The organism is Pseudomonas sp. KH_046_2 (assembly GCF_057838985.1).
This window is the reverse complement of the sequence record NZ_CM174480.1, coordinates 3,625,909-3,647,439: the sequence shown is the minus strand read 5'-3', so window position 1 is coordinate 3,647,439 and position 21,531 is coordinate 3,625,909. Positions and strand designations below refer to the sequence as shown.

The 21,531-nt window shown below is 61.7% G+C and carries 22 protein-coding genes and 3 pseudogenes; 15 read left to right on the top strand and 10 right to left on the bottom strand.

Going from position 1 to position 21,531, the window contains the following annotated elements; genetic code table 11:
- Positions 1-32: 32 nt before the first annotated feature.
- The 8 genes from AC3IX1_RS16445 to AC3IX1_RS16410 all read left to right on the top strand — a co-directional run bounded on the left by AC3IX1_RS16445 (position 33) and on the right by AC3IX1_RS16410 (position 7,545).
- The gene (locus AC3IX1_RS16445) at positions 33-893 is read left to right on the top strand and encodes an ABC transporter permease (protein WP_489384977.1); all 861 of its coding nucleotides are present in this window, start codon (positions 33-35) and stop codon (positions 891-893) included.
- A complete protein-coding gene (locus tag AC3IX1_RS16440) occupies positions 890-1,696 on the top strand; it encodes an ABC transporter permease (protein WP_489384976.1) in 807 nt (268 codons plus the stop codon). The genes AC3IX1_RS16445 and AC3IX1_RS16440 overlap by 4 nt, the downstream gene beginning before the upstream one ends.
- Entirely contained in the window at positions 1,689-2,768 is a 1,080-nt protein-coding gene (locus AC3IX1_RS16435) for an ABC transporter ATP-binding protein (protein ID WP_489384975.1), read from the top strand. The genes AC3IX1_RS16440 and AC3IX1_RS16435 overlap by 8 nt, the downstream gene beginning before the upstream one ends.
- A gap of 32 nt (positions 2,769-2,800) precedes the next feature.
- Positions 2,801-4,084: a nucleotide disphospho-sugar-binding domain-containing protein gene (locus tag AC3IX1_RS16430; RefSeq protein WP_489384974.1), complete on the top strand. Its 1,284-nt coding sequence runs from the start codon at positions 2,801-2,803 to the stop codon at positions 4,082-4,084.
- Positions 4,077-4,445, top strand: a complete 369-nt coding sequence (locus AC3IX1_RS16425) for a cupin domain-containing protein (RefSeq protein ID WP_489384973.1) — start codon at positions 4,077-4,079, stop codon at positions 4,443-4,445. Before AC3IX1_RS16430 ends, AC3IX1_RS16425 begins: the two co-directional genes overlap by 8 nt.
- Positions 4,446-4,632: 187 nt before the next feature.
- Positions 4,633-4,977 (top strand): cupin domain-containing protein, encoded by a 345-nt coding sequence (locus AC3IX1_RS16420; protein ID WP_489384972.1) that lies wholly within the window; start codon positions 4,633-4,635, stop codon positions 4,975-4,977.
- A 5-nt stretch (positions 4,978-4,982) separates the two neighbouring features.
- Positions 4,983-6,056 (top strand): aminoglycoside phosphotransferase family protein, encoded by a 1,074-nt coding sequence (locus AC3IX1_RS16415; RefSeq protein WP_489384971.1) that lies wholly within the window; start codon positions 4,983-4,985, stop codon positions 6,054-6,056.
- Positions 6,037-7,545: an aldehyde dehydrogenase family protein gene (locus AC3IX1_RS16410; RefSeq protein ID WP_489384970.1), complete on the top strand. Its 1,509-nt coding sequence runs from the start codon at positions 6,037-6,039 to the stop codon at positions 7,543-7,545. The genes AC3IX1_RS16415 and AC3IX1_RS16410 overlap by 20 nt, the downstream gene beginning before the upstream one ends.
- A 539-nt stretch (positions 7,546-8,084) precedes the next feature.
- On the opposite strand, the gene AC3IX1_RS16405 is transcribed toward AC3IX1_RS16410, so the two are convergent.
- The gene (locus AC3IX1_RS16405) at positions 8,085-9,044 is read right to left on the bottom strand and encodes an HlyD family secretion protein (RefSeq protein WP_489384969.1); all 960 of its coding nucleotides are present in this window, start codon (positions 9,042-9,044) and stop codon (positions 8,085-8,087) included.
- Positions 9,045-9,047: 3 nt separating this feature from the next.
- Positions 9,048-9,419: a DUF3302 domain-containing protein gene (locus AC3IX1_RS16400; RefSeq protein WP_150725365.1), complete on the bottom strand. Its 372-nt coding sequence runs from the start codon at positions 9,417-9,419 to the stop codon at positions 9,048-9,050.
- Between the two features lie 151 nt (positions 9,420-9,570).
- Here AC3IX1_RS16400 and AC3IX1_RS16395 point away from each other — a divergent pair, with 151 nt between their 5' ends.
- Positions 9,571-10,233, top strand: coding sequence for a hypothetical protein (locus AC3IX1_RS16395; protein ID WP_489384968.1), 663 nt, complete (start codon positions 9,571-9,573; stop codon positions 10,231-10,233).
- A gap of 77 nt (positions 10,234-10,310) precedes the next feature.
- A complete protein-coding gene (locus AC3IX1_RS16390; RefSeq protein ID WP_489384967.1) occupies positions 10,311-11,393 on the top strand; it encodes a sterol desaturase family protein in 1,083 nt (360 codons plus the stop codon).
- 152 nt (positions 11,394-11,545) lie between these two features.
- On the opposite strand, the pseudogene AC3IX1_RS16385 reads toward AC3IX1_RS16390, so the two are convergent.
- Positions 11,546-11,668 (bottom strand): annotated as a pseudogene (locus AC3IX1_RS16385) (G/U mismatch-specific DNA glycosylase); the annotation flags it as partial.
- A gap of 335 nt (positions 11,669-12,003) precedes the next feature.
- On the opposite strand from AC3IX1_RS16385, the pseudogene AC3IX1_RS16380 reads away from it, so the two are divergent.
- The 3 genes and pseudogenes from AC3IX1_RS16380 (at position 12,004) to AC3IX1_RS16370 (ending at position 14,308) form a co-directional block, all read left to right on the top strand.
- Positions 12,004-13,367, top strand: a pseudogene (locus AC3IX1_RS16380) (OprD family porin).
- Between the two features lie 77 nt (positions 13,368-13,444).
- Entirely contained in the window at positions 13,445-13,978 is a 534-nt protein-coding gene (locus AC3IX1_RS16375) for a molybdopterin-dependent oxidoreductase (RefSeq protein WP_489384966.1), read from the top strand.
- Between the two features lie 33 nt (positions 13,979-14,011).
- The gene (locus tag AC3IX1_RS16370; RefSeq protein WP_489384965.1) at positions 14,012-14,308 is read left to right on the top strand and encodes a hypothetical protein; all 297 of its coding nucleotides are present in this window, start codon (positions 14,012-14,014) and stop codon (positions 14,306-14,308) included.
- A 12-nt stretch (positions 14,309-14,320) separates the two neighbouring features.
- Here the strand turns inward: AC3IX1_RS16370 and AC3IX1_RS16365 are convergent.
- A pseudogene (locus tag AC3IX1_RS16365) lies at positions 14,321-14,539 on the bottom strand (DUF899 family protein); the annotation flags it as partial.
- A 2-nt stretch (positions 14,540-14,541) separates the two neighbouring features.
- Positions 14,542-14,661: a DUF899 family protein gene (locus AC3IX1_RS16360; RefSeq protein WP_489384964.1), complete on the bottom strand. Its 120-nt coding sequence runs from the start codon at positions 14,659-14,661 to the stop codon at positions 14,542-14,544.
- Between the two features lie 84 nt (positions 14,662-14,745).
- On the opposite strand from AC3IX1_RS16360, the gene AC3IX1_RS16355 reads away from it, so the two are divergent.
- The gene (locus AC3IX1_RS16355; RefSeq protein WP_489384963.1) at positions 14,746-15,966 is read left to right on the top strand and encodes a helix-turn-helix domain-containing protein; all 1,221 of its coding nucleotides are present in this window, start codon (positions 14,746-14,748) and stop codon (positions 15,964-15,966) included.
- Positions 15,967-16,001: 35 nt separating this feature from the next.
- On the top strand, positions 16,002-16,634 hold the full coding sequence (locus AC3IX1_RS16350) for a Vgb family protein (RefSeq protein WP_489384962.1): 633 nt from the start codon (positions 16,002-16,004) through the stop codon (positions 16,632-16,634).
- Positions 16,635-16,823: 189 nt separating this feature from the next.
- Here the strand turns inward: AC3IX1_RS16350 and AC3IX1_RS16345 are convergent, their stop codons facing one another.
- The 5 genes from AC3IX1_RS16345 to AC3IX1_RS16325 all read right to left on the bottom strand — a co-directional run bounded on the left by AC3IX1_RS16345 (position 16,824) and on the right by AC3IX1_RS16325 (position 21,517).
- Positions 16,824-17,234, bottom strand: coding sequence for a GFA family protein (locus AC3IX1_RS16345; RefSeq protein ID WP_489384961.1), 411 nt, complete (start codon positions 17,232-17,234; stop codon positions 16,824-16,826).
- A gap of 388 nt (positions 17,235-17,622) precedes the next feature.
- Positions 17,623-18,483 carry a CAP domain-containing protein gene (locus AC3IX1_RS16340; protein WP_489384960.1) on the bottom strand — a complete coding sequence of 287 codons (861 nt, stop codon included), beginning with the start codon at positions 18,481-18,483 and terminating at the stop codon, positions 17,623-17,625.
- A 190-nt stretch (positions 18,484-18,673) separates the two neighbouring features.
- Entirely contained in the window at positions 18,674-19,048 is a 375-nt protein-coding gene (locus AC3IX1_RS16335) for a RidA family protein (RefSeq protein WP_150752852.1), read from the bottom strand.
- Positions 19,049-19,077: 29 nt separating this feature from the next.
- Positions 19,078-19,800, bottom strand: coding sequence for a DUF3726 domain-containing protein (locus AC3IX1_RS16330; RefSeq protein ID WP_489384959.1), 723 nt, complete (start codon positions 19,798-19,800; stop codon positions 19,078-19,080).
- A 1-nt stretch (position 19,801) separates the two neighbouring features.
- On the bottom strand, positions 19,802-21,517 hold the full coding sequence (locus AC3IX1_RS16325) for a hypothetical protein (protein ID WP_489384958.1): 1,716 nt from the start codon (positions 21,515-21,517) through the stop codon (positions 19,802-19,804).
- Positions 21,518-21,531: the final 14 nt, after the last annotated feature.

The following is a 21,531-nucleotide window of genomic DNA, read 5'->3' as shown; positions in this document are numbered from 1 at the left end:
CGCCTCTGTCCTGAGGCGGGAGGATATGGGTAATGAGTGCTTTGCATGCTGACAGGCGTCTGTCGGCCTGGCTTCTTGCGCCCGGCTTCGGCTGGCTGCTGATGTTTCTGGTGATTCCGTGCGTGCTGGTGCTGGTCTACAGCTTCGTTGAACGCGGCGCCTATGGCGGCATCGACTGGTTGTTCACCTGGGAAAACTACCAGCGTGCGTTCGATCCGCTGTACCTGGGCATCCTGCTCAAGTCGGCGAAAATCGCCGGGCTGGCCACGGTGTTTGCGGTGTTGATCGGCTACCCGGCGGCCTATGCGATTGCCCGGGCGCCACGGCGGCGTCAGGCGGTGTATCTGTTCCTGGTGATGCTGCCGTTCTGGAGCAACTACCTGATCCGCACCTACGCCTGGATCGTCCTGCTCAACCGCGAAGGCCTGATCAACCGCCTGCTGCAAATGCTCGGCTACAGCGGCGAACCCATCAGCCTGCTGTACACCGAATCGTCCGTGGTGCTGGGGCTGGTCTACAACTACATACCCTTTGTGATCCTGGCGATTTTCTCCTCGCTGTCGCGGATCAACAACGAATTGTGGGATGCCTCGAAAGACCTCGGCGCCTCAGGCTGGATGACCTTTCGCCGGATCATCCTGCCGCTGAGCGTGCCGGGTATCGCGGCGGGCGCGGTGTTTGTATTCGTGCTGAGCATCGGCAACTTCATCACTGCCGACCTGCTGGGCGGCAAGCAGGTGCAGATGGTCGGCAACCTGATCTATTCGCAGTTCCTCACGGCGCGGGACTGGCCGTTCGGTGCGGCGCTGAGCTTCTTCCTGATCGCGATCATGTTGATCCTGCTGTTCATCCAGGCCCTGGTGGCCCGTCGTGCAGAAGGGGCGCGCTCATGAGTCAGTCTCGTTCTGTCAGCGGCACCGTGCTGGGCTCGCACCTGGGGCTGGTGTACGCCTTCCTTTATATACCGATCCTGGTATTGATCCTGCTGTCGTTCAACAAATCCGGATTGCCCACCGCCTGGGGCGGCGTATCGCTGAAATGGTACGCGGCACTGGCGCACAACACGGCGATTCTGTCGGCGGCGCTCAACACTCTGATCGTTGCCTTGTCGGCGACCTTGATTGCCTGCGTGCTCGGCACGTTCCTGGCGTTGGGCATCGAGTTGCGCCGCAAGGGCAACGACAAAGGCCAGGTGGTCGACACCTTGCTGATGGCACCGATGATCATCCCCGACATCGTGCTGGCGATTGCGCTGCTGAGCTTCTTCAACCTGCTCAAGGTCGGCCTGGGGCTGCACTCGATCATCATCAGCCACGCAGTATTCAACATCGCCTTCGTCTGCGCGGTGGTGCGCACGCGGCTCAAGCACTTCGACTATTCGATCCTCGAAGCCTCGATCGACCTCGGTGCGAGTTGGTTCACCACCTTGCGCCGGGTGCTGTTGCCGGTGATTTTCCCCGGTGTGCTGGCGGGCGGTTTGCTCTCGTTCACCCTGTCGGTGGACGAATTCATCATCGCCTTTTTCAACTCAGGCTCCGGCCAGGCCTCGACCACGTTGCCCATGCAGATCTACGCCATGATCCGCTTCGGCGTCACTCCGGAAATCAACGCTCTGGCGACGCTGGTGATACTGGTCAGCATCACCGCGCTGCTGGCTTCGCAGCGTCTCAACAAGGCTCCTCGCACCCATGAATAACTCTTCCGCGGTACTGATCCTGGATAAGGTCAGCAAGTCTTATGGCAACGGTCTGGCGGTCAACGAGGTGTCGCTGAGCATCCGCGAGAACGAGTTCTTCGCGCTGCTCGGGCCGTCCGGCTGCGGCAAGACCACGCTGCTGCGCATGCTCGCCGGTTTCGAGACCCCCAGCGGGGGCTGCATCTACCTGGACGGCAATGACATCTCGCCGTTGCCGGCCAACAAGCGTCCGCTGAACCTGATGTTCCAGTCCTACGCGCTGTTTCCCAACATGACCGTGCGCAAGAACATCGCCTACGGCCTGGAAATGGAGCGCTTGCCTGAGTCCGAAATCCGGCGCCGGGTCGATGAAGTGCTGAGCACCGCGCAGCTCGGCGAACTGGCCGAGCGCAAACCCGATCAGCTTTCCGGTGGCCAGCGTCAGCGGGTGGCATTGGCTCGGGCGCTGGTCAAACGCCCGCGGGTGTTGCTGCTCGACGAGCCCTTGGGCGCCCTCGACAAGAAGCTGCGGGAAAAGATGCAGCTGGAACTCAAGCGCCTGCAACACGAGAGCGGCATCACCTTCATCATCGTCACCCACGACCAGGAAGAAGCCCTGGTGATGTCCGACCGCATGGCGGTGCTCGATGGCGGCAAGGTCTGCCAGTGCGGCAGCCCGTCCGAACTCTACGAAAACCCCAACAGCCGTTTTGTCGCCAACTTCATCGGCGTCAGCAACCTGCTCGAAGGCGTGCGCTCGGGCCAGCACTCGGTGCGGGTCAACGGCCAGGAGCTGAGCGTCGAAACCGACGCGCCGCTGATGACCGGCCAATCCGTCGCCGTGGTGGTTCGCCCCGAACGCCTGCAAGTACTGGTGGAGCAGGGCGGCGATTGCGCCAATCAGGTCAGCGGCAAGATCGTCGAAGTCGCCTATCACGGCCTCGACACCAATCTGCACGTGCAGACCCCCCTCAGCGACAAACCGTTGATCGTGCGCGTGCCGTCCTCGCAGTTTGAATTCGCCCATTTTGCAATCGACACGACCATCCGGCTGGGCTGGCAGCCCCGGCATGCCCGCGTATTGACACGCTGAACAATAAAAAGACCAGGCAGGAGCAGCACTCGATGAAACAGAAAGTGATCGCATTCTTCCCCGAAGCCGCCTACGGCCCGGCGCTGAACTCAGTCGGTATCGCACAGGCCTGTGAAGCCCTGGGGCACAAAGCGGTGTTCCTCACCGACCCGGGCATGAGCGGTGTCTACGCCGGTTATGGTTTCGAAGAGCACATGGTCAACATGTCGGCGCCGATGCCGGCCGAAGAAATGGCTCGTTACTGGGTGGATTTCATCAACGGCCACATTCCGAATTTCCGCAGGTCACCGCTGGAGCAGATCGACAACTACGTCAAGGAATGCTGGGCGGCCATCGTCGAAACCGCCAAGTGGGCGCAAAAGGACCTGCCGGCGGTGCTGGACAAAGTCAAGCCCGACCTGATCTGCGTCGACAACGTGATCCTGTTCCCGGCGATCAAGCAGTACGGCAAGCCGTGGGTGCGGATCATTTCCTGTTCGGAAAACGAGATCGAAGACCCGGATATCCCGCCGCACCTGTCGGGCATGAGCATCGACGACAAGGCGGGTCACGCAGAGTTTCGCCAGCGCTTCGAAGAAGTGGTCGGGCCGATCCACGAGGACTTCAACCAGTTCCTGCAAGCCCATGGCGAGCAGCCCTATCCGCTGGGGACCTTCTTTGAAGCCTCTCCGTTCATGAACCTGCTGCTGTACCCGGATGCGGTCAAGTTCGACCGCCGCCATCCGTTGCCCGCCGAGCGCTTCCATTACCTGCAGGGTTGCGTGCGCCACGACACGCCCTACGAGATTCCGCAGTTCCGCGCGAACAACGACAAGCCGCTGCTGTACGCCAGTTTCGGCAGCCTCGGTTCCGGCGATGTCGAGTTGCTCAAGCGCCTGATCGATGCGGTGGGCAAGCTGCCTTACCGGGCGCTGTTCAATGTCGGCGAGCACCTTGATGAGTACACGAACCTGCCGGACAACGTGCAGATTTCCAACTGGTTCCCGCAGCCGTCGGTGATTGCCCAGGTCGACGCAGTGATCCACCACGGCGGCAACAACAGCTTCACCGAGTGCCTGTTTTTCGGCAAACCGGCGATTGTCATGTCCTACGTCTGGGACGGTCACGACAACGCCATGCGCGCCGAAGAAAGCGGCCACGGCTTCAAGCTCGATCGCTACGAATGGAGCGAAGAACAGCTCGCGGAAAAACTCCACGCGTGCCTCAACGACGAGGCGATGCGCCAACGCCTGCAGCGCACCAGCGCGCAGATGCAATCCCGCAAGGGGCCGCAAGACGCGGCCGCGATTCTCGACAAGGTGCTCAACGATGCCTGATTCATCCACCACGGCGGGTATCACGCCGTACCTCGATGCCGTCAGCAGCCGCACTGACCTGGTGGACTGGGGCGTGCAGAGCGACGCCATCGAAGGTGTCTCGCATTCCAGCGGGCGCTTGCTTTTCAAGGGCCCGAACAACAGCCCGGAAAGCGGATTGTGGGTATGCACCCCCGGTCGCTGGCGGCTGTCGATTCCCCGGGACGAGCTGTGCCATTTCATTGCGGGGCACGCCACTTACCGTAACGACAACGGCGAAGTGATCGAAGTGCGCCCCAACACCCTGGTGCTGTTCCCGGCCGGATGGACCGGCGAATGCCACGTCCGGGAAACCCTGCGCAACGTGTACATGCTGGCTTGAGCCTGACACCGGACCTGAACCTGACACTGGACCTGTGGCGAGGGAGCTTGCTCCCGCTGGGTAGCGAAGCTGCCCCCAGCTCTTGCCCTGAAAAGCGGGGCCTGCTGCGCAGGCCAACGGGAGCAAGCTCCCTCGCCACAGGTTATGTGATGAACCTTTTTGAACTGATTTTTTTGGAGAGCAACACATGACTACCCCGTTTCTGTACGACCCGCTGAGCATTACCGACGTCAAGGATTGGGGCGTGATCCCGACCATGCTTGAAGGTGAATCCCGTGTCTGCGGCGTGGTGCTGCACAAAGGCCCCGAAGGCCAGTCCGAATGCGGCATCTGGATCTGCACCCCGGGTAAGTGGTTCTGCCATGTGACCAGCGACGAGTTCTGCCACTTTCTCGAAGGTCGCTGCACCTACGTCCACGAGTCCGGCGAAGTGATCGAGATCAAGCCGGACACCGCCGCCTTCTTCGGCAAGGACTGGAAGGGTGTGTGCACCGTCCACGAGACCATCAGAAAGGTCTACATGATCCGGTGACTGCCATGACAGATGCACTGGCGTCATTGCCAACCCGTGAAGACCAGCGCGCCGCCTTTCTGGCCCGCGCCGGGTTCGCCGGAGCCTTGCTGGTCGCCCTGCCGGTGGATGCTTCGACCCGGCGTTACTTCCGCCTCGACGGCGCCGGCCTGTTGCTGATGGATTCGCCGCCTGAGAGTGAGCCGATCGGCCCGTTCGTGCGGATCGCCCGGCAGTTGCACGGGCTGGGCCTGTCTGCGCCCGCCTTGCTGGCGGTGGACGAGGCGGCGGGGCTGGCGTTGATCGAGGATTTCGGTCACGACACCTATACCCGGCTGCTGCTGGCCGGGCATTCGGAGTCGGCGTTGTATCACCTGGCGGTCGATACGCTGGTGGCCTTGCATCGCGCAGCGCCAGGCACGGAACTGGCGCCTTACGACGGGCAGCGACTGGCGGACGAGTACGCGTTGTTTATCGACTGGTACGTGCCGCTGCTGATCGGCAAGGACGCGGCGCAGAACGTGCGAGATGAGTATCTGGCGTTGTTCGCCGATGCCTGTCGCGATGTCGCAAAACGCCGCGAAGCCCTGGTGCTGCGCGACTTTCATGTCGACAACCTGATGCTGCTGCAAGGCCGTGAAGGCGTCGCGGCCTGCGGCTTACTGGATTTCCAGGACGCCTTGGTCGGGGCGGCGGCCTATGACCTGATGTCGCTGCTCGAAGACGCCCGGCGCGATGTGCCCGAGGCGCTGCGGGAAGCACTGCTCAGCCATTACCTGTTGCAGCGCCCGGAGCTGGATGCGCCGGGTTTTCTCGAAGATTACCGGCGCCTGGCCGCCCAGCGTCACGCCAAGGTGCTGGGGATTTTCGTGCGCCTGGCCGGCCGTGACGGCAAGCACGGTTACCTGGCGCACCTGCCGCGCACCCTCGGTTTGTTTGTCCGCGCCCTGGACGCCGAGGCCTTTGCGCCGCTGCGCCAATGGCTCGACCGGCACGTGCCGGGCTGGCGTGATCAACTGCCCGCCGAGACCCTGGCGACATTGCGTGAAACCCCTTATCGATTGGTTCAAGGATCATCCCATGGCCACGTTCAACACTGACACCGCATTGCGTTTCATCAATTCTGAATTCCTGCCGCTGACCGATGGCCGTGTGCGCGAAGTGCTCGACCCGGCGACCCTGCAAGCGGTCGGGCAAGTCGGCGTGTGTGGCGAAGCCGATGTGCAAGCCGCCACCGATGCCGCCACCGCCGCGCAAAAACAATGGCGCGTAGTGGATGCCAAAAGCCGCGCCGCGCGCCTGCATCAACTGGCCAATGCCATCGAACAGAACCTGGCCTGCAACCGTGAAGTCGCCCGCCTGATGACCCTGGAAATGGGCAAGCCGTTTCCCGAGGCCATGGGCGAGCTGGCCAACTGCGCGCCGATCTTTCGCTACTACGCGGAGATGGCTCGGGACGATGCCGGCAAGGTCGCCGGCACCACGCAGATCGGTTCGTTCCAGCATGTGCGTTACGAGCCGTACGGCGTCAGCGTGCACATCATGCCGTTCAACTTTCCGATCCTGCTGATGTGCTGGACGGTCGCCGCGTCCCTGGCGGCGGGCAATGCCTGCATCATCAAGCCGGCGGAAGCCACGACCCTGTGCACCCTCAAGTTCATGGAGCATTTCACCGTGTTGTTGCCGGGGCTGGTGTCTTGCGTGCCGGGCGATGCGGTCACCGCGCAGTTGCTGGTGCAGTCGGCGCAGACCCACGCGGTGGCGTTCACCGGCAGCGTGGCGGCGGGCAAAGCGGTGGCCGTGGCCTGCGCCGAACGGATGAAACCTTGCGTGATCGAGGCCGGTGGCAGCGATCCGCTGATCATCTCCAGGCATGCACCGCTGGACGTGGCAGCGGCGGGGGCGGTGACAGCAGCGTTTCACCTCAGCGGGCAGATCTGCACTTCGGCGGAACGCTTCTACGTCGTCGATGAAATCCATGACGAATTTGTCGCGAAGTTCGCCGAGCGCACTCGCGCATTGCGCATCGGCCATGGCCTTGAGCGCTCGGAGATCGGGCCGATGGTCAGCGAGGCAGCGCGCAACAAGGTCATGCGCCTGGTCGATGACGCCGTGGCCAAGGGCGCGACAGTGGTGTGTGGCGGGCGGATTCCGCCCGGGCACAGCGTCGGCTGGTTCTATGAGCCGACCATCCTCACCGGCGTGACCGGCGACATGGCGATTCTGCAGGAAGAGTGCTTTGGCCCGGTAGCGGCGATCTGCCGGGTCAGCGATTTCGATGAGGCGGTGCGGTTGGCCAACGACTCGCCGTTCGGCCTCGGTGCCTCGCTGTTTTCCACGGATCTGGCCGAAGCCATGGAAGCCGCCGAGCGTCTGGAGGCGGGGATGGTCTGGGTCAACAATCCGCTGATCGACAACGATGCGCTGCCGTTCGGTGGCTGGAAGATGTCCGGGCTTGGGCGCGAACTCGGGCGTCAGGGGCTGGAAGCGTTCCGCCGTTCGAAAATGGTCATCATCGACCACCAGCCGAAGATCCAGGACTGGTGGTATCCCTACGCCGACGACGTGTTCTATCGCGATCCGGCTTGAAGCCGGGATGCACACAGGAGGATCACGATGAATGACAACATTGGCTGGCCGACCCTGGCGGTGATTCTCGCGGCCGGGCAGGGCACGCGCATGCATTCGCCGCTGCCCAAGGTTTTTCCCGATTTGTACGCCTGTGGAACTGGAAACCATTCTGGCAATCGAAGCCTATACGGGCGAGACGGACGTCGTATTGGTTACGCGTTGGCATTGAACGCCCTGTATGGCTGTAAAGCCGGGAGGGTTGCATGGAAAGGGACGCGATGTACAAGTTCCTTGCGGGCTACCTGTTGATGTGCGCCCTGCTGGCATGGGGGGTGGTCCAGGCGTCTCACTGGATTGCTTCTAGCCTGCTGTTGTACTGGATTATTTAGCGCCGACCCTCGCTGCCTCGCTCCTTCCTGTCGATTCTTCCAGCACCACAATGGTGCGAACCACTGTCTGGCCTTCTTCCTCCCACCTTTTGCCTACGAAATCAGGCCGGTTCGCTGAACCGGCAACCGACCCAATTCAAGGATTGAGCCAGTTGCCGATGCTGCCGGTTAGTGGAACGGAAAGATGTAGTTCATCCAGGCGGCCATGCGCAGGAGGATCTTGCGCATCATCGCGATGTGATGGAAATGCTGGCTGTACAACGCCGCCTGGCCGTAGGCGCCGCCGGGCATCTGCTCGGCGTACTGGGCATAGTCGGGATCGGTGATTTCAATGATCACCGGAACCCTGCCGGCCGGTGGTGAACCGGTGAAGCCGATCAGCGTGCCCGACGGTTGAACCTGGCCTTCGGCGATGACCGAAACGACGGTTTTGACCTTGCCTTCGAAAACCTTCCCGGGAATGCCGTCAAATGCGACTTCGGCCTCGTCGCCTTCTGTCAGGCGCAACAGGCTGTTCTGCCGCATCCACGCCGCGAAGTAATGCCCTTCGGCGGGAATGAAGACCATCGAAGGGCGCAGCGGCAACTTGGTCGCCATCATGCCCGGACGCAACGAAACGTGGGTGACGAAGCCTTTGCTCGGCGCGCGGACGGTGGTGTTGTCGAGTTCGTACTGCACGTTGTCCAGTTGTGCCTTCAGGTCATCACTGCGCGCGACCACAATGTCCAGTTCGCGTTGGGTACTGAAATTACGCTTGATCAGCTCGGTGATCCGGGCGCGATCGGCCTGGGCGGCAATCAGCTGTGCCTTGAGGGATTTGAGCCGGTATTCGAAAGGCGCGGGGTCGATGCGAAACAGCACATCGCCTTTTTCCAGGGGCTGGTTGGTCTTCACCGGCACGTCGATCACCTGGCCGCTGACCACGGGAATCACCGGAACCGATACGAAATAGGAACGCGCCACCTCGGAGTAGGGGTGGTTGTAGTTCATCGTGAAAATCAGCGCGCCGATAATCACGATCCCGCCCAGCACCGCCGTGGGCACCGTCCATTTGTTCAGGGGGATGCGGAAGATCTTGAAGATGGCTACGCACAGAGCGGCATACGTCAGAATGAGTAAGAGATCCATGGCTCAAATGCCCTCGCCGAGATTGTCCGTTGGCACCCGGTTCTGGGTCGTGCCCGTTGCTGCCTCCAGGCGTTCGATCCGGCCTTGCAACTCGGCCACCTGTTGTTCGAGGTGAACCACATGACTTTTTGCTGAATGTCCGTCACTGAAACCCCAGCCCCGGTCCTCTCGATAGGCCATCGCCCAGATCCACAGGAACGGCCACAGCGCGTGCAAGGTGAACAGGCTGACCCAGCCGGTGGCGTGGATTGCATCCTGGTGAGGGTGGTTGCGGTGGACGGCAATTTCATAGGGGATGTCGTGGAGCAGAATGATCCCGTAAAACAGGACAAGCCCGACAAAGACCAGCAGGCCCAGGGCGAAGTAATCAAGCATGAACCACTCCTCTTGAAGCGGATAACGTGTGCGCCTGAGTGTAGCCGTTCAATCTACACTTGACGGGGATGCGGGTATCCAGCCGGAACAACCGGTGCCTGGCTGAAGCGTCGACCGATATCGTGCAAGCACACTCCGACGAGGTGAATTCATGCCAACCAATGGTCGATTCGAGAGGGCGCCTGTACTTGACCCTGTCGAGCGCATTACCGAAGTGATTTTCGGCCTGCTGATGGCCATGACGTTCACTGGCACCATCAGCGTGGCCACGGCAGACCAGGCAGCCGAACGCACGATGATGATTGCCGCGCTTGGCTGCAATCTCGCCTGGGGACTGGCCGATGCGGTCATGTACCTGTTGCGCGCACTGGTCGAGCGCACGCGCAGGATCAAACTGTACATGGCCTTGCGCAATGGCGCGGACGCCACTGCCGGTCAGGCGCTCGTTGCGCAAGTGTTGCCGTTGCAATTCGCGGCGGCAGCCGGCAGCGAGGGCCTGGAGTTGTTGCGCCGGCGGCTGCTCGAGCAGCCCCCCTTGCCGATCAGGGCCGGCCTCGGCTGGAACGACTTCAAGGGCGCTCTCGGTGTTTTCCTGTTGGTCGTGGGCTCGACATTTCCGCTGGTGGTGCCGTTCATACTGCTCGATCAGACGGCACTCGCCATCCGCCTGTCCAACCTGATCGGGCTCGTGGTGCTGTTCATCGCAGGCTGGATGCTCGCCAGATACGCTGGCGCCACGCAATGGCAGGGTGGGGTGATCCTGGCCGCCACCGGGGGTGTGCTGATCCTTGCAATCATTGCGCTGGGCGGCTGACAACCGGTCATAATTCAACACACAAAAGACTCATTCTCATTTACTATTGCCCTTCCATTTACGTCGGGCAGCCCGGTATGGATGTTCTTGCCACAATCCATCTTTATTTATCCCAATGGGTGATCGAGCCGGTCACCCGGCAGTTCCTGGGCATTTTCGACTTCAACGGCAGACTCGGTCTAGCCTTTCTCTGCATGTCTTACGGTGTCGCTTACTGCCTGTTCCGCTACCGAAAATCCCGGGGCCTGACCGACGCGCGCTCATTCGGGCAGTTCATCGGCGGCCGCCGGGTGTACCTGCATCGCTCGGCGCTGCTCGACTACCGCTACTACTTCGTACTCGCCATCCTCAAGGTTGCCCTGGTGCTGCCCATCGTCGGTCTGGTGGATCCGTACGTCTTGCGTTCAGCGGACTACATCGCGTTCTTCACCAACCTGTGGGGCGCGCGTACGCAAGTGGAGGAGCACCTGGCGCTGACCCTGCTCTATGGGCTGGGCGTATTTCTGGTCAAGGACTTCAGCCATTACTGGGGTCATCGCGCTTTCCATTCGCGGTACCTGTGGGCCTTCCACAAAGTCCATCATTCGGCGCCCGTGCTGGTGCCGGCGACGGCCAGCCGGGTGCACTTTCTGGAAGAGGTGGTCGAAAAGCTCACGGACATCATCTGCGTCGGCGCGTTTGCCGGTGTCTTCTGGTACGTCTGTGGCGGGGAGATCAGCCGCTATACCTTGTTTGGCGTGACCTACATGGTGTTCATCTTCAATGCCCTGGCGGCCAACCTGCGACACAGCCACGTCTGGCTTTCCTTCGGACCGGTGCTGGAGCGGGTGCTGAGCAGCCCGGCGCAACACCAGATTCATCACAGCGATGCGCCGCGACACTTCAACAAGAACTTCGGCATCAACCTGTCACTGTGGGACTGGATGTTCGGCACGCTCTACGTCACCCGGTCCACACCCGAGTCCATCCAGTTTGGCACCGGTGAGCAGGATCATGAGCGTTACCTGACGCTGCAGGGGCTGATCGTCACGCCGTTTGTGGACATCGCGCGCAAACTCCTCTCTGGGAAACCCCCGAAAGCACAGCCTGAAAGTGGATCTGATCCGTATTTTTCAGCGCAATCTGCCTCTGTAACGGATACAGCGGCCAGCCCACAATAAGTCTTCGGTACGCCGTTGGGGCGGCACATGCCGCCCCTGTACCGCCAATTCATAGTGTGGGAGGCCCCATGGCCAAGATGACGATTTTTCTCGGCGGTTTTCTGCTGTTGACCATCCTGATCGGCATGCTGGCGACGATTCCGCCGGCGTGATTACACCCGCCGCTGTTCGTCCACGGCCAGGCGCAGTTCGCGGTAGGCCGTGACCAGTTGTTCGAGGCTGAACGCACAGTTTCTCCCGCTGGGGTTGGGCTGGATTCAGACCGAAGCATTGCCGTGTATTGCCGGGGATATTGGCTTGAGGAACTGAATCCAAAACATGTAGCAGGCGTGATCAAACGCGCCATTCGACTACCAATCTCACCTGTTAAATTTATTGACTTAAAAGTCAGCTTCTAGAAAGATGCAGGCCGCCAGACCTGTTTCGATCTTTTTCCGAGCCTCAATCACGTAGCACTGACGGCGCTTGCAGACTTGCAGGCCGTAAATTTCGCCCATCGCTATATACAAAAATATATAGCGATGGGCGAATACGTCAGGTCACGAGGGAATCAGGTCCATGGACGCCCCCCCAAAAAAAGAAACAAGAGACCCGCACTGGAGTAAACACAATGAAGCTGCAACCCCTGGCCCTGGCCATCACCCTGGGTGGTTTGACCCACCAGGCCATCGCCGCTGGTTTTATCGAAGACAGCAAGGCCTCGCTGAACCTGCGCAATTTCTATTTCAATTCGGACAACCGGGAAAGCCAGGGCAAGGTGGGCAATGCCGCCTACACCAGCCAGGCCAAGGAGTGGGGGCAGGGGCTGCAACTCAACGTGATCTCCGGATTCACCCAGGGCACCGTCGGTTTTGGCCTGGACGCTATCGCCATGACAGGCCTGAAACTGGACAGCGGCGGTCGCGTAGGCAAGGCCGGTATCGACCGCACGCCGGGGGCGCTGTTTCCCACGGACAGCGACGGCCATGCGGTCGATGAGTATTCCAAAGGCGGCGTGACCGGCAAAGTACGCATTTCCAAGACCGAAGCACGCCTGGCACTCTGCAGCCCAAGCTGCCGGTGATCAACTTCAACGACGGTCGTCTGCTGCCGCAAACCTTCGAAGGCGGGCAGATCACCTCAAGCGAAATCGACGGCCTGACCCTCACCGCCGGTCAACTGCAAAGCACAAAGACCCGCAGTTCCACCGACGATATCGACCTGCGCATCGGTGGCGCGACGCGCCCCGCGGGTACCCCGGCCAGCACCGCCCTGGCCGACTCGGACACCTTCGTCTTCGCCGGCGGCGACTACAAGATCACCAAGGACCTGACCGCCCAGTACTACTACGGCAGTCTCGAAGATTTCTACCAACAGCACTTCCTCGGCCTGATCCACACAATGGCCATCGGCCCCGGCGCGCTGAAGACTGACTTGCGCTATTTCAACAGCAGCGCCGATGGCAAGAACGGCAACGCGGCCGGACGTGCCCAAGGCTACAAAAGCAGCGGTTTCTGGAAAGCGGGCGACACCCACGCCGGTGAGGTGGACAACAACACCTGGAGTGCCCTGTTCACCTACAGCCTGAGTGGCCATGCCTTCAGCGCCGGCTACCAGCAAGTCTCCGGCGACAGCGCGTTCCCGTTCGTCAACCAGGGCGACGGCGCCACTGCGTACCTGATCACCGACCGGCAGATCGGCAAGTTCCTCAGTGCCGGCGAGCGCACCTGGCTGGCCGAATACGGGTATGACTTCGTGGCGCTTGGCGTGCCGGGGCTCAAGACCGTGGTCACTTATTTGAGCGGCGACAACATCGACTCCGCCGCCGGTGACCGCAAAGAGTGGGAGCGCGACCTGCGGATCGACTACGCGCTGCAAAGCGGTCCACTCAAGGGCGTGGGCATTTCCTGGCGTAACGCCAGCTTGCGTGGCAATGCCAGCAGCGACCTGGATGAAAACCGCCTGATCCTCAGCTACAGCCTGCCGCTGCTTTAAGCATCTGACGGTCCTGGGCTGCCGGTGGGCAGCCCAGGACCGTCAGGTGATTGGTCAACCCCGAGAGGAGCATCGCCATGCGTTCCATTTTTTCGACTGTGCAAAGCCTTGTTCGCCCCAGCGCCAAACCCGTGTTGTTGTCGCGCCCGGTCATCAATGTGGCTGAGCAGACACTGGAGGTGGTCGGGCAAGTGCAGAACCCGCTGTACCTGAGCGTGGCCGACCTGCAAGCCATGCCGGGTTATGACTGGGTGAGACTGACCAGCAATACCTGCGAGGGCAATGCGCAAAAAGCACAGAAAAAGGGCTATCGCGGGGTGTTGCTGCGGGAAATTGTCCTCAAGGCCGGGTTGAAGAGTGATGACCCCAAAGGCTGGAAGCGCGCCTATGTGGTGGCGCGTGCCAGTGACGGCTATGTCGCGTTGTTCAGTTGGAACGAACTGATCAATACCGACGTGGGCGATGCGGTGCTGGTGGTGTACCGACAACATTCGCACGGGCAGACGGAGCTCGGAGAACACCTTTCATTGGTCTCGGGAAGCGATCGTCATTCCGGGGCTCGTCAAGTGAAGTGGCTGTGCAGCATTGAACTGTGCAGCATCTTTGGCTGACTCCATCCACAACGCCTACGGAGGAATATGCCAATGCCAGTGTGCAATTCGCTTGGCTTTGATCGACATTCTACGGTCGAGCAGGTGTTGGCCGGCGAACAGTGGCCACCTGAATTCGAAGTGGCCCTGAGGGATTTGCTGGAGCAGATGTCCAACGCCGGCCATGACGTCACGCTGCACAACCTGGGCCGGTTCCTCGGCGACTTTGTGCCGCGCTACACCCTGGACCGTGCCGAGGAATGGCAGGAATGGGCGACCCGGCGCTGGGTCTCGCAGACCAAGCCGGCGCTGGTGGACAAACTGGCGGACGTCTTCATCGGCGGTCAGTGATACCGCTGGCGCTCACCGGTACTCATCATGCCGACGCCACCAGGGTCCCGTTTCATTGCGGCCCTTGGGCGCGCGGTCGAGCCATTGGTACATGCTCCACAATCCGTCCAGGCCCCGTGCGTAGGTGGAATAGGTGTGATAGATCTCGCCGTCTTCCAACACGAACGTGCTCAGCCCTGGCCGGTCGCGGGTGTAGGTCGGTGCATCGGTGCCACAGGTCGCGGCGAACTGTTTCACCGGATCCGGGATCTGGCCACCTCATCGCTGCGTCGGGACAGGGCCTTTTCCGCTTCAAGCCGTTGCAAACGTGCCGCCAGCCATTGCTCCCGGGTCGCGATTGCGTGCGTGTTCATCGTTGTACGCTCCTGGTGAAAGGTCGTGATTTAGACTAAACCCGGGTGTCAAATGATGGGAGTGACAAGCGTGGCGGGATTTCCATGGACTCGATGATCGCGGCAGCCGCACAGGCGCTGGCGGCGGGCAATCCGCTGGGCGCACTGGACCGCGTGGCCTTGCGCGACGATGCGCCGGCGCTAGCCCTGCGCGGTATCGCCATGGCGCAACTGGGCGACCTGGTGCGGGCCAGGGCGCTGGTCAAGCGTGCGCAACGGGCCTTTGCGCCAAGGGAAGTGCTGGCCCGGGCGCGCTGTGTGGTGGCCGAGGCCGAAATCGCCCTGGCTTCGCGGGAGCTCGGCTGGCCGGTCAAGGCGCTCGAAACGGCGCGGGTCACCCTGGAACACCACGGTGACCGGGTCAATGCCGCCCATGCGCGCTATCTGCAAATCCGCCGTTTGCTGTTGATCGGGCAGCTCGACGAGGCACAGCAGTTACTGGCCGAACTCGACCCCGGACCATTGCCGCCGGCCTTGCGGGCAACCCATGAACTGGTGCTGGCGGGGATCGCCATTCGACGCTTGCAATCGCACGAAGCGCGGGAGGCGTTGAAGAGGGTCGGTCAGGCTGCCGGTCAAACCGGGATTGCCGCGCTGATGGCTGAGGTCGAGCACGCTGTGCGTCTGCTCGATGCCCCCGCGGCACACCTGTTTGCCCAGGGTGAAGAACGGCCGCTGTTGCTCGATGACGTTGAAGCGTTGTTCTGTTCAACGTCACTGGTGGTGGATGCCTGCCGGTACGTTGTGCACGGCTGTGGCATGTCGGTGTCGCTCGCTACAAGGCCGATCCTGTTCGTACTCGCCCGCGCATTGGCCGAGGCGTGGCCCGCCGACGTTACGCGGGAAACGCTGATCACCCGGGCGTTCCGTTTGAAACTCTCGGATGAATCCCATCGCGCGCGGCTTCGGGTGGAAATCGGCAGGCTGCGTAAAGCACTCAAGCCGTTGGCCGACGTCATCGCAACGGCACGCGGTTATGCCCTGCAATCGCCGGTGTGTACGCAGGTGGTGACACTGGCGCAACCGGTCGAGGAAAAATTTGCCTGGGTATTGGCCTGCCTCGCCGATGGCGAGTCGTGGTCGAGTTCCGCCTTGGCATTGGCGCTGGGTACCAGCCAGCGCACGGTGCAACGGGCGCTCGATACATTGGCGGAGCAGGGCAAGGTGCAGTGGTTTGGCCGTGGTCGCGCGCGACGCTGGATGACGCCGCCCGTTCCGGGATTCGCGACGACCTTGTTACTCCCGGCGCCGCTGCCCGGTGGCTAGGATGAACGCCACCAACCCCCATCGAGGAATGCCAGATGAAACACGCAACTGCTGAAATCATTCGTGAATATGGCCCGTTTGCCGATGTCGACCATGTGTGCGGCGTCACCTGGGACGGCGAAAAGGTCTGGTTCGCAAGCAACAGCAAAATCAACGCCCTGGACCCGGAAAGCGGCAAGGTGCTGGGCTCGATCGATGTCGCTGCCCATGCCGGCACCGCGTTTGACGGGGAGCACCTGTTCCAGATCGCCGAAGACCGCATCCACAAGATCGACCCCCGCACCGGTCGTATCCTCTCGACCATTCCTGCCCCCGGCGCAGGCACCGATTCGGGGCTGACCTGGGCCGAAGGGACGTTGTGGGTAGGCCAGTACCGCGAACGCAAGATCCACCAGATCGACCCCGAGAACGGCAAGATCCTGCGCACCATCGAATCCAACCGTTTCGTCACTGGCGTGACCTGGGTGGACGGCGCGCTGTGGCACGGTACGTGGGAAGGCGATGAAAGCGAGCTGCGCCGCATCGATCCGCAATCGGGCGAAGTGCTGCAGAGCCTGAAAATGCCCGAAGGCGTGGGCGTGTCGGGGCTCGAGTCCGATGGCGGCGAGCGGTTGTTCTGCGGTGGCGGCGATAGCGGCAAGGTGAGGGTGGTGCGTCGGCCTGCCTGAGGCGCTGCTGCCAGGTCACCAGGTACAACCTTTGTGGGAGCGAGCCTGCTCGCGATTGCAGAGTGTCAGGCAACTTCGATGTTGACTGATTTGACGCTATCGCGAGCAGGCTCGCTCCCACAATGGATCTTCAGCGAACGCGAAAGATGTGTACGACACAGCTCACTCTGTGGGGCTCGCTCCAGCCACTCAGTCCGTTTGTGGATGCTGATCGTTGATGTCATACCAATCCGCTTTCGAACCGACACAAACATGTTTTTGCTTGTTTGGGCGTAGCGGCGTATCCAGCGTGCCGAGGGCAACCGAAACCCACTCGGAAAACGCTCCTGTCGAGTCAGTCCAGAACAGTGAAGATCCGCAGCGGGAACAGAACTGCCGCGTGACACCTCTGGACGATTCAAACACCTGCAGCGAATCTGCGCCGGTCATGATGGTCAGCGCCGAGGCGGGCGCGCTCCCATAGGTTGCAAACGCAGCCCCATGGCCCTTTCGGCATTGGCTGCAATGGCTGCAATGGCAATGGGTGACGGCTTTCAGCTCGGTCGACAAGCGATATTTGACGGCGCCGCAGAGGCAACTGCCGTGGTGAAACTCATCCATGTAAAGTCATCCCTGGATCGATAGTATTTTTCCGTCCTGCCATGTTTTCTGCTGGTCGAAATCGGTCTAAAAGACCCATTGGCAATCGTTTCTGTTTTGCTATCCTCAATCCTGTAGGTGAAGACGCAGACTGATGCGCAAAAGGATAGCAAGGAGACGTGGGGCGCGTTCCGAAGGGTACACGGTTAGAAAGATCCCCGCGCTGGGATCCAGCCCTTATGCCGTGTGAAGCAGAAGAGTTCCATTACAGTTTCACGGCTCTTTTGTGGGAGGCCTGATAAACCTTGTAAGCCGGAGACCAGCACCGGCCACCTACTTGTTACATTCACTCGCGAAGCCCGCCCAGTGCGGGCTTTTTAATGCCCGTAAGGTGGGTCTGGCCGGCGGCTCAAGGCGCGCCAAACAGCATCGTCCAGTAAACACCGTTGTCGCTGCGGGCGTTGGCGGCGTAAGCGGCACCGACCTGGGTGAACATCGGGTTCATCAGGTTGGCGCAGTGCCCGGGGCTGGCGAGCCAGCCGGCCATGGCCTTGCTGGGGGAACCTTGTCCGGCGGCGATGTTTTCACCGATCTGCCGGCCACGGTAGCCGGCGGCCCTGGCGCGGTCGGAGGGCATGTCACCGTCGGGGTCCTGGTGGGCGAAATAGTTGCCGTAGGCCATATCCTTGCTGTGGCTTTGTGCTGCGGAGCCCAAGGCTGCACTCCAGGACAGCGGCCGCGCGGCGCCGAACCGCTGGCGACCGCACATGCGCGGCTTGGCCCGGGCGGCGTTGACCTGCGCCAGCAACGCCTGTGCGGCGCTGCGTGGATCGCCGGTTTTCCCGTCGAGCACCGGCCGGGCCAGCACCACTTGCCACTCACTCCCGGCGCGGCTGACGCCAATGTCGGCGTATTGGTTGTCGAGCAGCGCGGCGCAGTGCTCGTCCTGGAACATGTCGAAGGCTTCTTCGGCGTCCCGTGCACCCACCACGCGGATCGACCGCACCATGGTTGCCTGATAGCCGGAAGCCTTTAACCGGTCCCGCAACCCACCGCCATAGCCAACGGGCAGGGCCAGGTTCGACTTGAGCGTCAGGGGGGATAAGCGTTGCGTCGGCCGCCGGTCGCAGCGTTGCGGATGGGCGCGATAGTCGTTGATGGCGTCTACCAGTTGCCGTTGCCCATCGGCGTGGGCGGGGCTTGCAAAAACGGGGAGCAGGGAAAACAGGCACAGCGAAGAAAAGCGCAAGGCAACGGCTGTTTGGCGCATGGACGGACAACTCTGATGAGATGACAACGAAGAAAGTGGGGAAAAGCGCTGGGCTATGACTGGTGCCTTGAAACAAGGTTCACGGCGGGCGTGAACCTGTTTATTGCCGGAGCCGAATGTCCGACGAAGGGTATTGGTCTGCCCCTGCAGGAGCGAGCCTGCTCCTACAGGGGCCGTGCGTTGGGCCGGATCAGTCCATGCAGGCGTAAACCACCAGCTCCACCAGCATTTCCTCCCGGGCCAGGCCCGCCACGACCATGGCGGCGCGGTTAGGGTAGGGTGCCTGGAAGTACTCGGCGTAGACCGCATTCACGGTTGCCAGGTAGCTGCGGTCAGTGACGTAGATCAGCACCTGGGTGACCGCGTCCAGCGAGCTGCCGGCGGCTTGCAGGGTATGGCGCAGGTTGTCCAGGGTCTGCCGGGTTTGTGCTTCGATGCCGCCGCTCACCACTTGGCCCTGGCGGTCGATGGGGATTTGCGCGGTGTACAGCGTGCCGTTGCCGACAACCGCCCATTCCAATGGCGCGCGCGAGGCAAAGAGGTCGGTTTTGATCGCCTGTTTCATTGATGATTCCTGATGCGGGTTTGAGGGTTTTACCGGGCGTCGCTGCCTTCACCGGCTCCACGGCGACGGGATTCTTCGGTGCTTTCCACCAGCACCCGTTCACCCAGTTTTTTCAACTGGGCCCAGACTTCATCATTGACCTGCAGCCCGCCCGTGGGTGTTGGCTGACTGAATTCAAGCGTCGGGGCCGCGTCTTCGGCACTCAGGCGTGGCAGCAGCGCGAAGTGTCTGGAAATCAGCACGTTGATGCTTTGCTCGTCGCCCTGCGCCGGTTGCGGCAGGTCATACACCCGCAAGGCCGGGCGGGTGTTCCCGGCGCTGAAGGTGGCCACCAGTTCCTGCCGGGCATCGCGCCAGTACACACAAAAATTCAGACCTTCTCCGGCACAGCGCGCCAGATAGCCCAGCAGCAGGATGCGGTTGTGGCAATGGCGGACGCGGATCAGCGCACTGCCGCCGCGCAAGGCCTTGCCTACCCCCAGTTCGATGGCCTGGGCGGCGCAGCGCAACACGCTCTGGCCATGGGCATCGAGGGTCAGTTGCGTGGCGTCTTCGTAGCAGGTTTCGATGGGGCGATCGACTTCATCGTGAAGGAAGTCCAACGCCTTTTTCAGCGCACCGATACCGTCGAGGCCTTGCTGTTGCAGCCTGGCAATCATCTCGGCGGCGTCGTCGCAATCACCGGGTGCAAAGCCGATGCCTTCGAAGGCCTTGCGGCAGATCACCTGGATTTCATTGAGCGATACACGCATTTCAGAGTGCTCCGGCAGCGTTGGTCAGTTCAGGCATGACGGCAAAGTTCCAGTCGTCGGGGAACGGCTGGCCGATCTCGCTGACCAGCGGTGCCCCCTGAAACAAGGTGATGCGCACCCAGCGGCTGGACTTGGGGTCGAACTTGCCGGCGCCGAAGAACGCCAGCTTGCAGCGCAGCAAGTGGATCGGCAGCATGCCGCGGTCCATCAGGTTGGCGCGGATCTCCCCGAAGGTGCAGCGGGCCATGCCTTGCAGGCGGCAGACAGTGCCTTTGAACTGCGGCAGCGCCAGCAGAAAGTGCGCGGTCAATTGCCGTGGGTGTTGCTCGCGGTAGGCAAGCAGCGCGCGATGACAACGTTGAATGTTGTGCGCGACCCCCAACTGCATTTCCTTCTCGGCGCCTGGCTCCATGGCCCGTTCGCCCAGGCGTGGTTCTTCCTTTTCCGCCGAGCGATACCAGAAAAAGTGGTTGGCCTCGGCGCCGCTCAAGTCGTAGTCGAGCGCCCAGCGGTACTTGGTCTCGATCAGATCGCACAGCTCATCCAATGGCATCTCGGCGTTCAGGCGAAACCCCTCGTTGACCGACATCTGCTCGGCCAGCGGATCGACCTGTTCGGGGTACAACTCCAGCAGCAGGCTGACCAGCAGTTCCTGGCAGCCGGCGCCGACGTTCACTTCGGCCCAGGCTTGCAGGCGCGACCACGACCCGGCGTTGACCGACTGGCCCGTGAACCACTCGGCCAGTTGTTCGAGATCGACCAGCGTCTGTTGGTCGATGTCGCTTTGCCGTTGGTCCTCGGTGCTGGTTTGCTGCAAGTGCTGGCGGGCCCGTAGCAGCAACGCCTGAAAGCGCTGGGCATGAGGAACGTCAGCCGCTTGCGCCACAACCTGCGCCAGTGCGGTTTCCCTGGCCCACAGCCATTGGTTGACCAGTTGCGGGTGATTGATCAGGAACGGCGCCATGCCCAGCCCCGTGGAATTGCCGACCCCAAGGTAACGCTGCAGGGCAGGGTCCAGGCCCACCGCCCGCTGTGGGTTGCGCGCCCGGGCCATGTGTTCGATCTGCTCGATGCTGAAATGTCGCAACAGGTACACGGTAAACATCTGGGCGCTGAAGGGTTGCGTGAAGTCCGCAGTGCCTTGCAGGCAACTGAAGTCGGCGATGCCGAACTTGCCGTTGCCGTACACCGCGGTGGTGCGATACAGGTAGCCGACCTCGGCCAGTTGTCGCGGGTCTGGCTGACAGCCTTCGGCCAGCGCTTCGAGGAAGCGTTCGAAGTTGCGCAGGCTGCGGTTGGCCCGCGACAGCACCAGCACGCGCGAATCAAAACGCCCGGCTTCCTGCAACGGCACATTGCGCCGCAGGTCAGCCAATTGCTGCTCATCGACATTGCCGGTGAGCAGAACAAAAGTGACATCCCACTGATCGGCGATGACCCGGTCGCTGCGCTTTTCCGGCGGCAGGTACATGGAGAAAATCACACAGTGATAGTGGGCACTGGCGGTGTCGATGCGGTAGATCGCCGTACCGAAGCCCTCGGCATCCAGATCGAAGCAGGTGCGCTGGATGCGCCACTGCTCGTTCATCATCCGCCGCACGCTGCTGCGCACGAAACTCAAGCGGCTTTGAAAGTGGCTGCCCAGCCGCTCCAGGTCCATGACCCGAGCGGCGGGCCGCAAGGCCGAAGAGGTATCCGTGTCGGTGTGCGACATCATTGCGATTCCTGAAC

Bases quoted from the DNA above. Each gene is read 5' to 3' on its own strand.
- AC3IX1_RS16350 (WP_489384962.1), top strand. From the start codon at position 16,002: ATGAAACACGCAACTGCTGAAATCATTCGTGAATATGGCCCGTTTGCC.
- AC3IX1_RS16420 (WP_489384972.1), top strand. From the start codon at position 4,633: ATGACTACCCCGTTTCTGTACGACCCGCTGAGCATTACCGACGTCAAG.
- AC3IX1_RS16370 (WP_489384965.1), top strand. From the start codon at position 14,012: ATGCCAGTGTGCAATTCGCTTGGCTTTGATCGACATTCTACGGTCGAG.
- AC3IX1_RS16440 (WP_489384976.1), top strand. From the start codon at position 890: ATGAGTCAGTCTCGTTCTGTCAGCGGCACCGTGCTGGGCTCGCACCTG.
- AC3IX1_RS16405 (WP_489384969.1), bottom strand. From the start codon at position 9,044: ATGGATCTCTTACTCATTCTGACGTATGCCGCTCTGTGCGTAGCCATC.
- AC3IX1_RS16435 (WP_489384975.1), top strand. From the start codon at position 1,689: ATGAATAACTCTTCCGCGGTACTGATCCTGGATAAGGTCAGCAAGTCT.
- AC3IX1_RS16410 (WP_489384970.1), top strand. From the start codon at position 6,037: ATGGCCACGTTCAACACTGACACCGCATTGCGTTTCATCAATTCTGAA.
- AC3IX1_RS16375 (WP_489384966.1), top strand. From the start codon at position 13,445: ATGCGTTCCATTTTTTCGACTGTGCAAAGCCTTGTTCGCCCCAGCGCC.
- AC3IX1_RS16335 (WP_150752852.1), bottom strand. From the start codon at position 19,048: ATGAAACAGGCGATCAAAACCGACCTCTTTGCCTCGCGCGCGCCATTG.
- AC3IX1_RS16345 (WP_489384961.1), bottom strand. From the start codon at position 17,234: ATGGATGAGTTTCACCACGGCAGTTGCCTCTGCGGCGCCGTCAAATAT.
- AC3IX1_RS16395 (WP_489384968.1), top strand. From the start codon at position 9,571: ATGCCAACCAATGGTCGATTCGAGAGGGCGCCTGTACTTGACCCTGTC.
- AC3IX1_RS16415 (WP_489384971.1), top strand. From the start codon at position 4,983: ATGACAGATGCACTGGCGTCATTGCCAACCCGTGAAGACCAGCGCGCC.
- AC3IX1_RS16330 (WP_489384959.1), bottom strand. From the start codon at position 19,800: ATGCGTGTATCGCTCAATGAAATCCAGGTGATCTGCCGCAAGGCCTTC.
- AC3IX1_RS16445 (WP_489384977.1), top strand. From the start codon at position 33: ATGAGTGCTTTGCATGCTGACAGGCGTCTGTCGGCCTGGCTTCTTGCG.
- AC3IX1_RS16325 (WP_489384958.1), bottom strand. From the start codon at position 21,517: ATGATGTCGCACACCGACACGGATACCTCTTCGGCCTTGCGGCCCGCC.
- AC3IX1_RS16355 (WP_489384963.1), top strand. From the start codon at position 14,746: ATGGACTCGATGATCGCGGCAGCCGCACAGGCGCTGGCGGCGGGCAAT.
- AC3IX1_RS16425 (WP_489384973.1), top strand. From the start codon at position 4,077: ATGCCTGATTCATCCACCACGGCGGGTATCACGCCGTACCTCGATGCC.
- AC3IX1_RS16390 (WP_489384967.1), top strand. From the start codon at position 10,311: ATGGATGTTCTTGCCACAATCCATCTTTATTTATCCCAATGGGTGATC.
- AC3IX1_RS16400 (WP_150725365.1), bottom strand. From the start codon at position 9,419: ATGCTTGATTACTTCGCCCTGGGCCTGCTGGTCTTTGTCGGGCTTGTC.
- AC3IX1_RS16360 (WP_489384964.1), bottom strand. From the start codon at position 14,661: ATGAACACGCACGCAATCGCGACCCGGGAGCAATGGCTGGCGGCACGT.
- AC3IX1_RS16340 (WP_489384960.1), bottom strand. From the start codon at position 18,483: ATGCGCCAAACAGCCGTTGCCTTGCGCTTTTCTTCGCTGTGCCTGTTT.
- AC3IX1_RS16430 (WP_489384974.1), top strand. From the start codon at position 2,801: ATGAAACAGAAAGTGATCGCATTCTTCCCCGAAGCCGCCTACGGCCCG.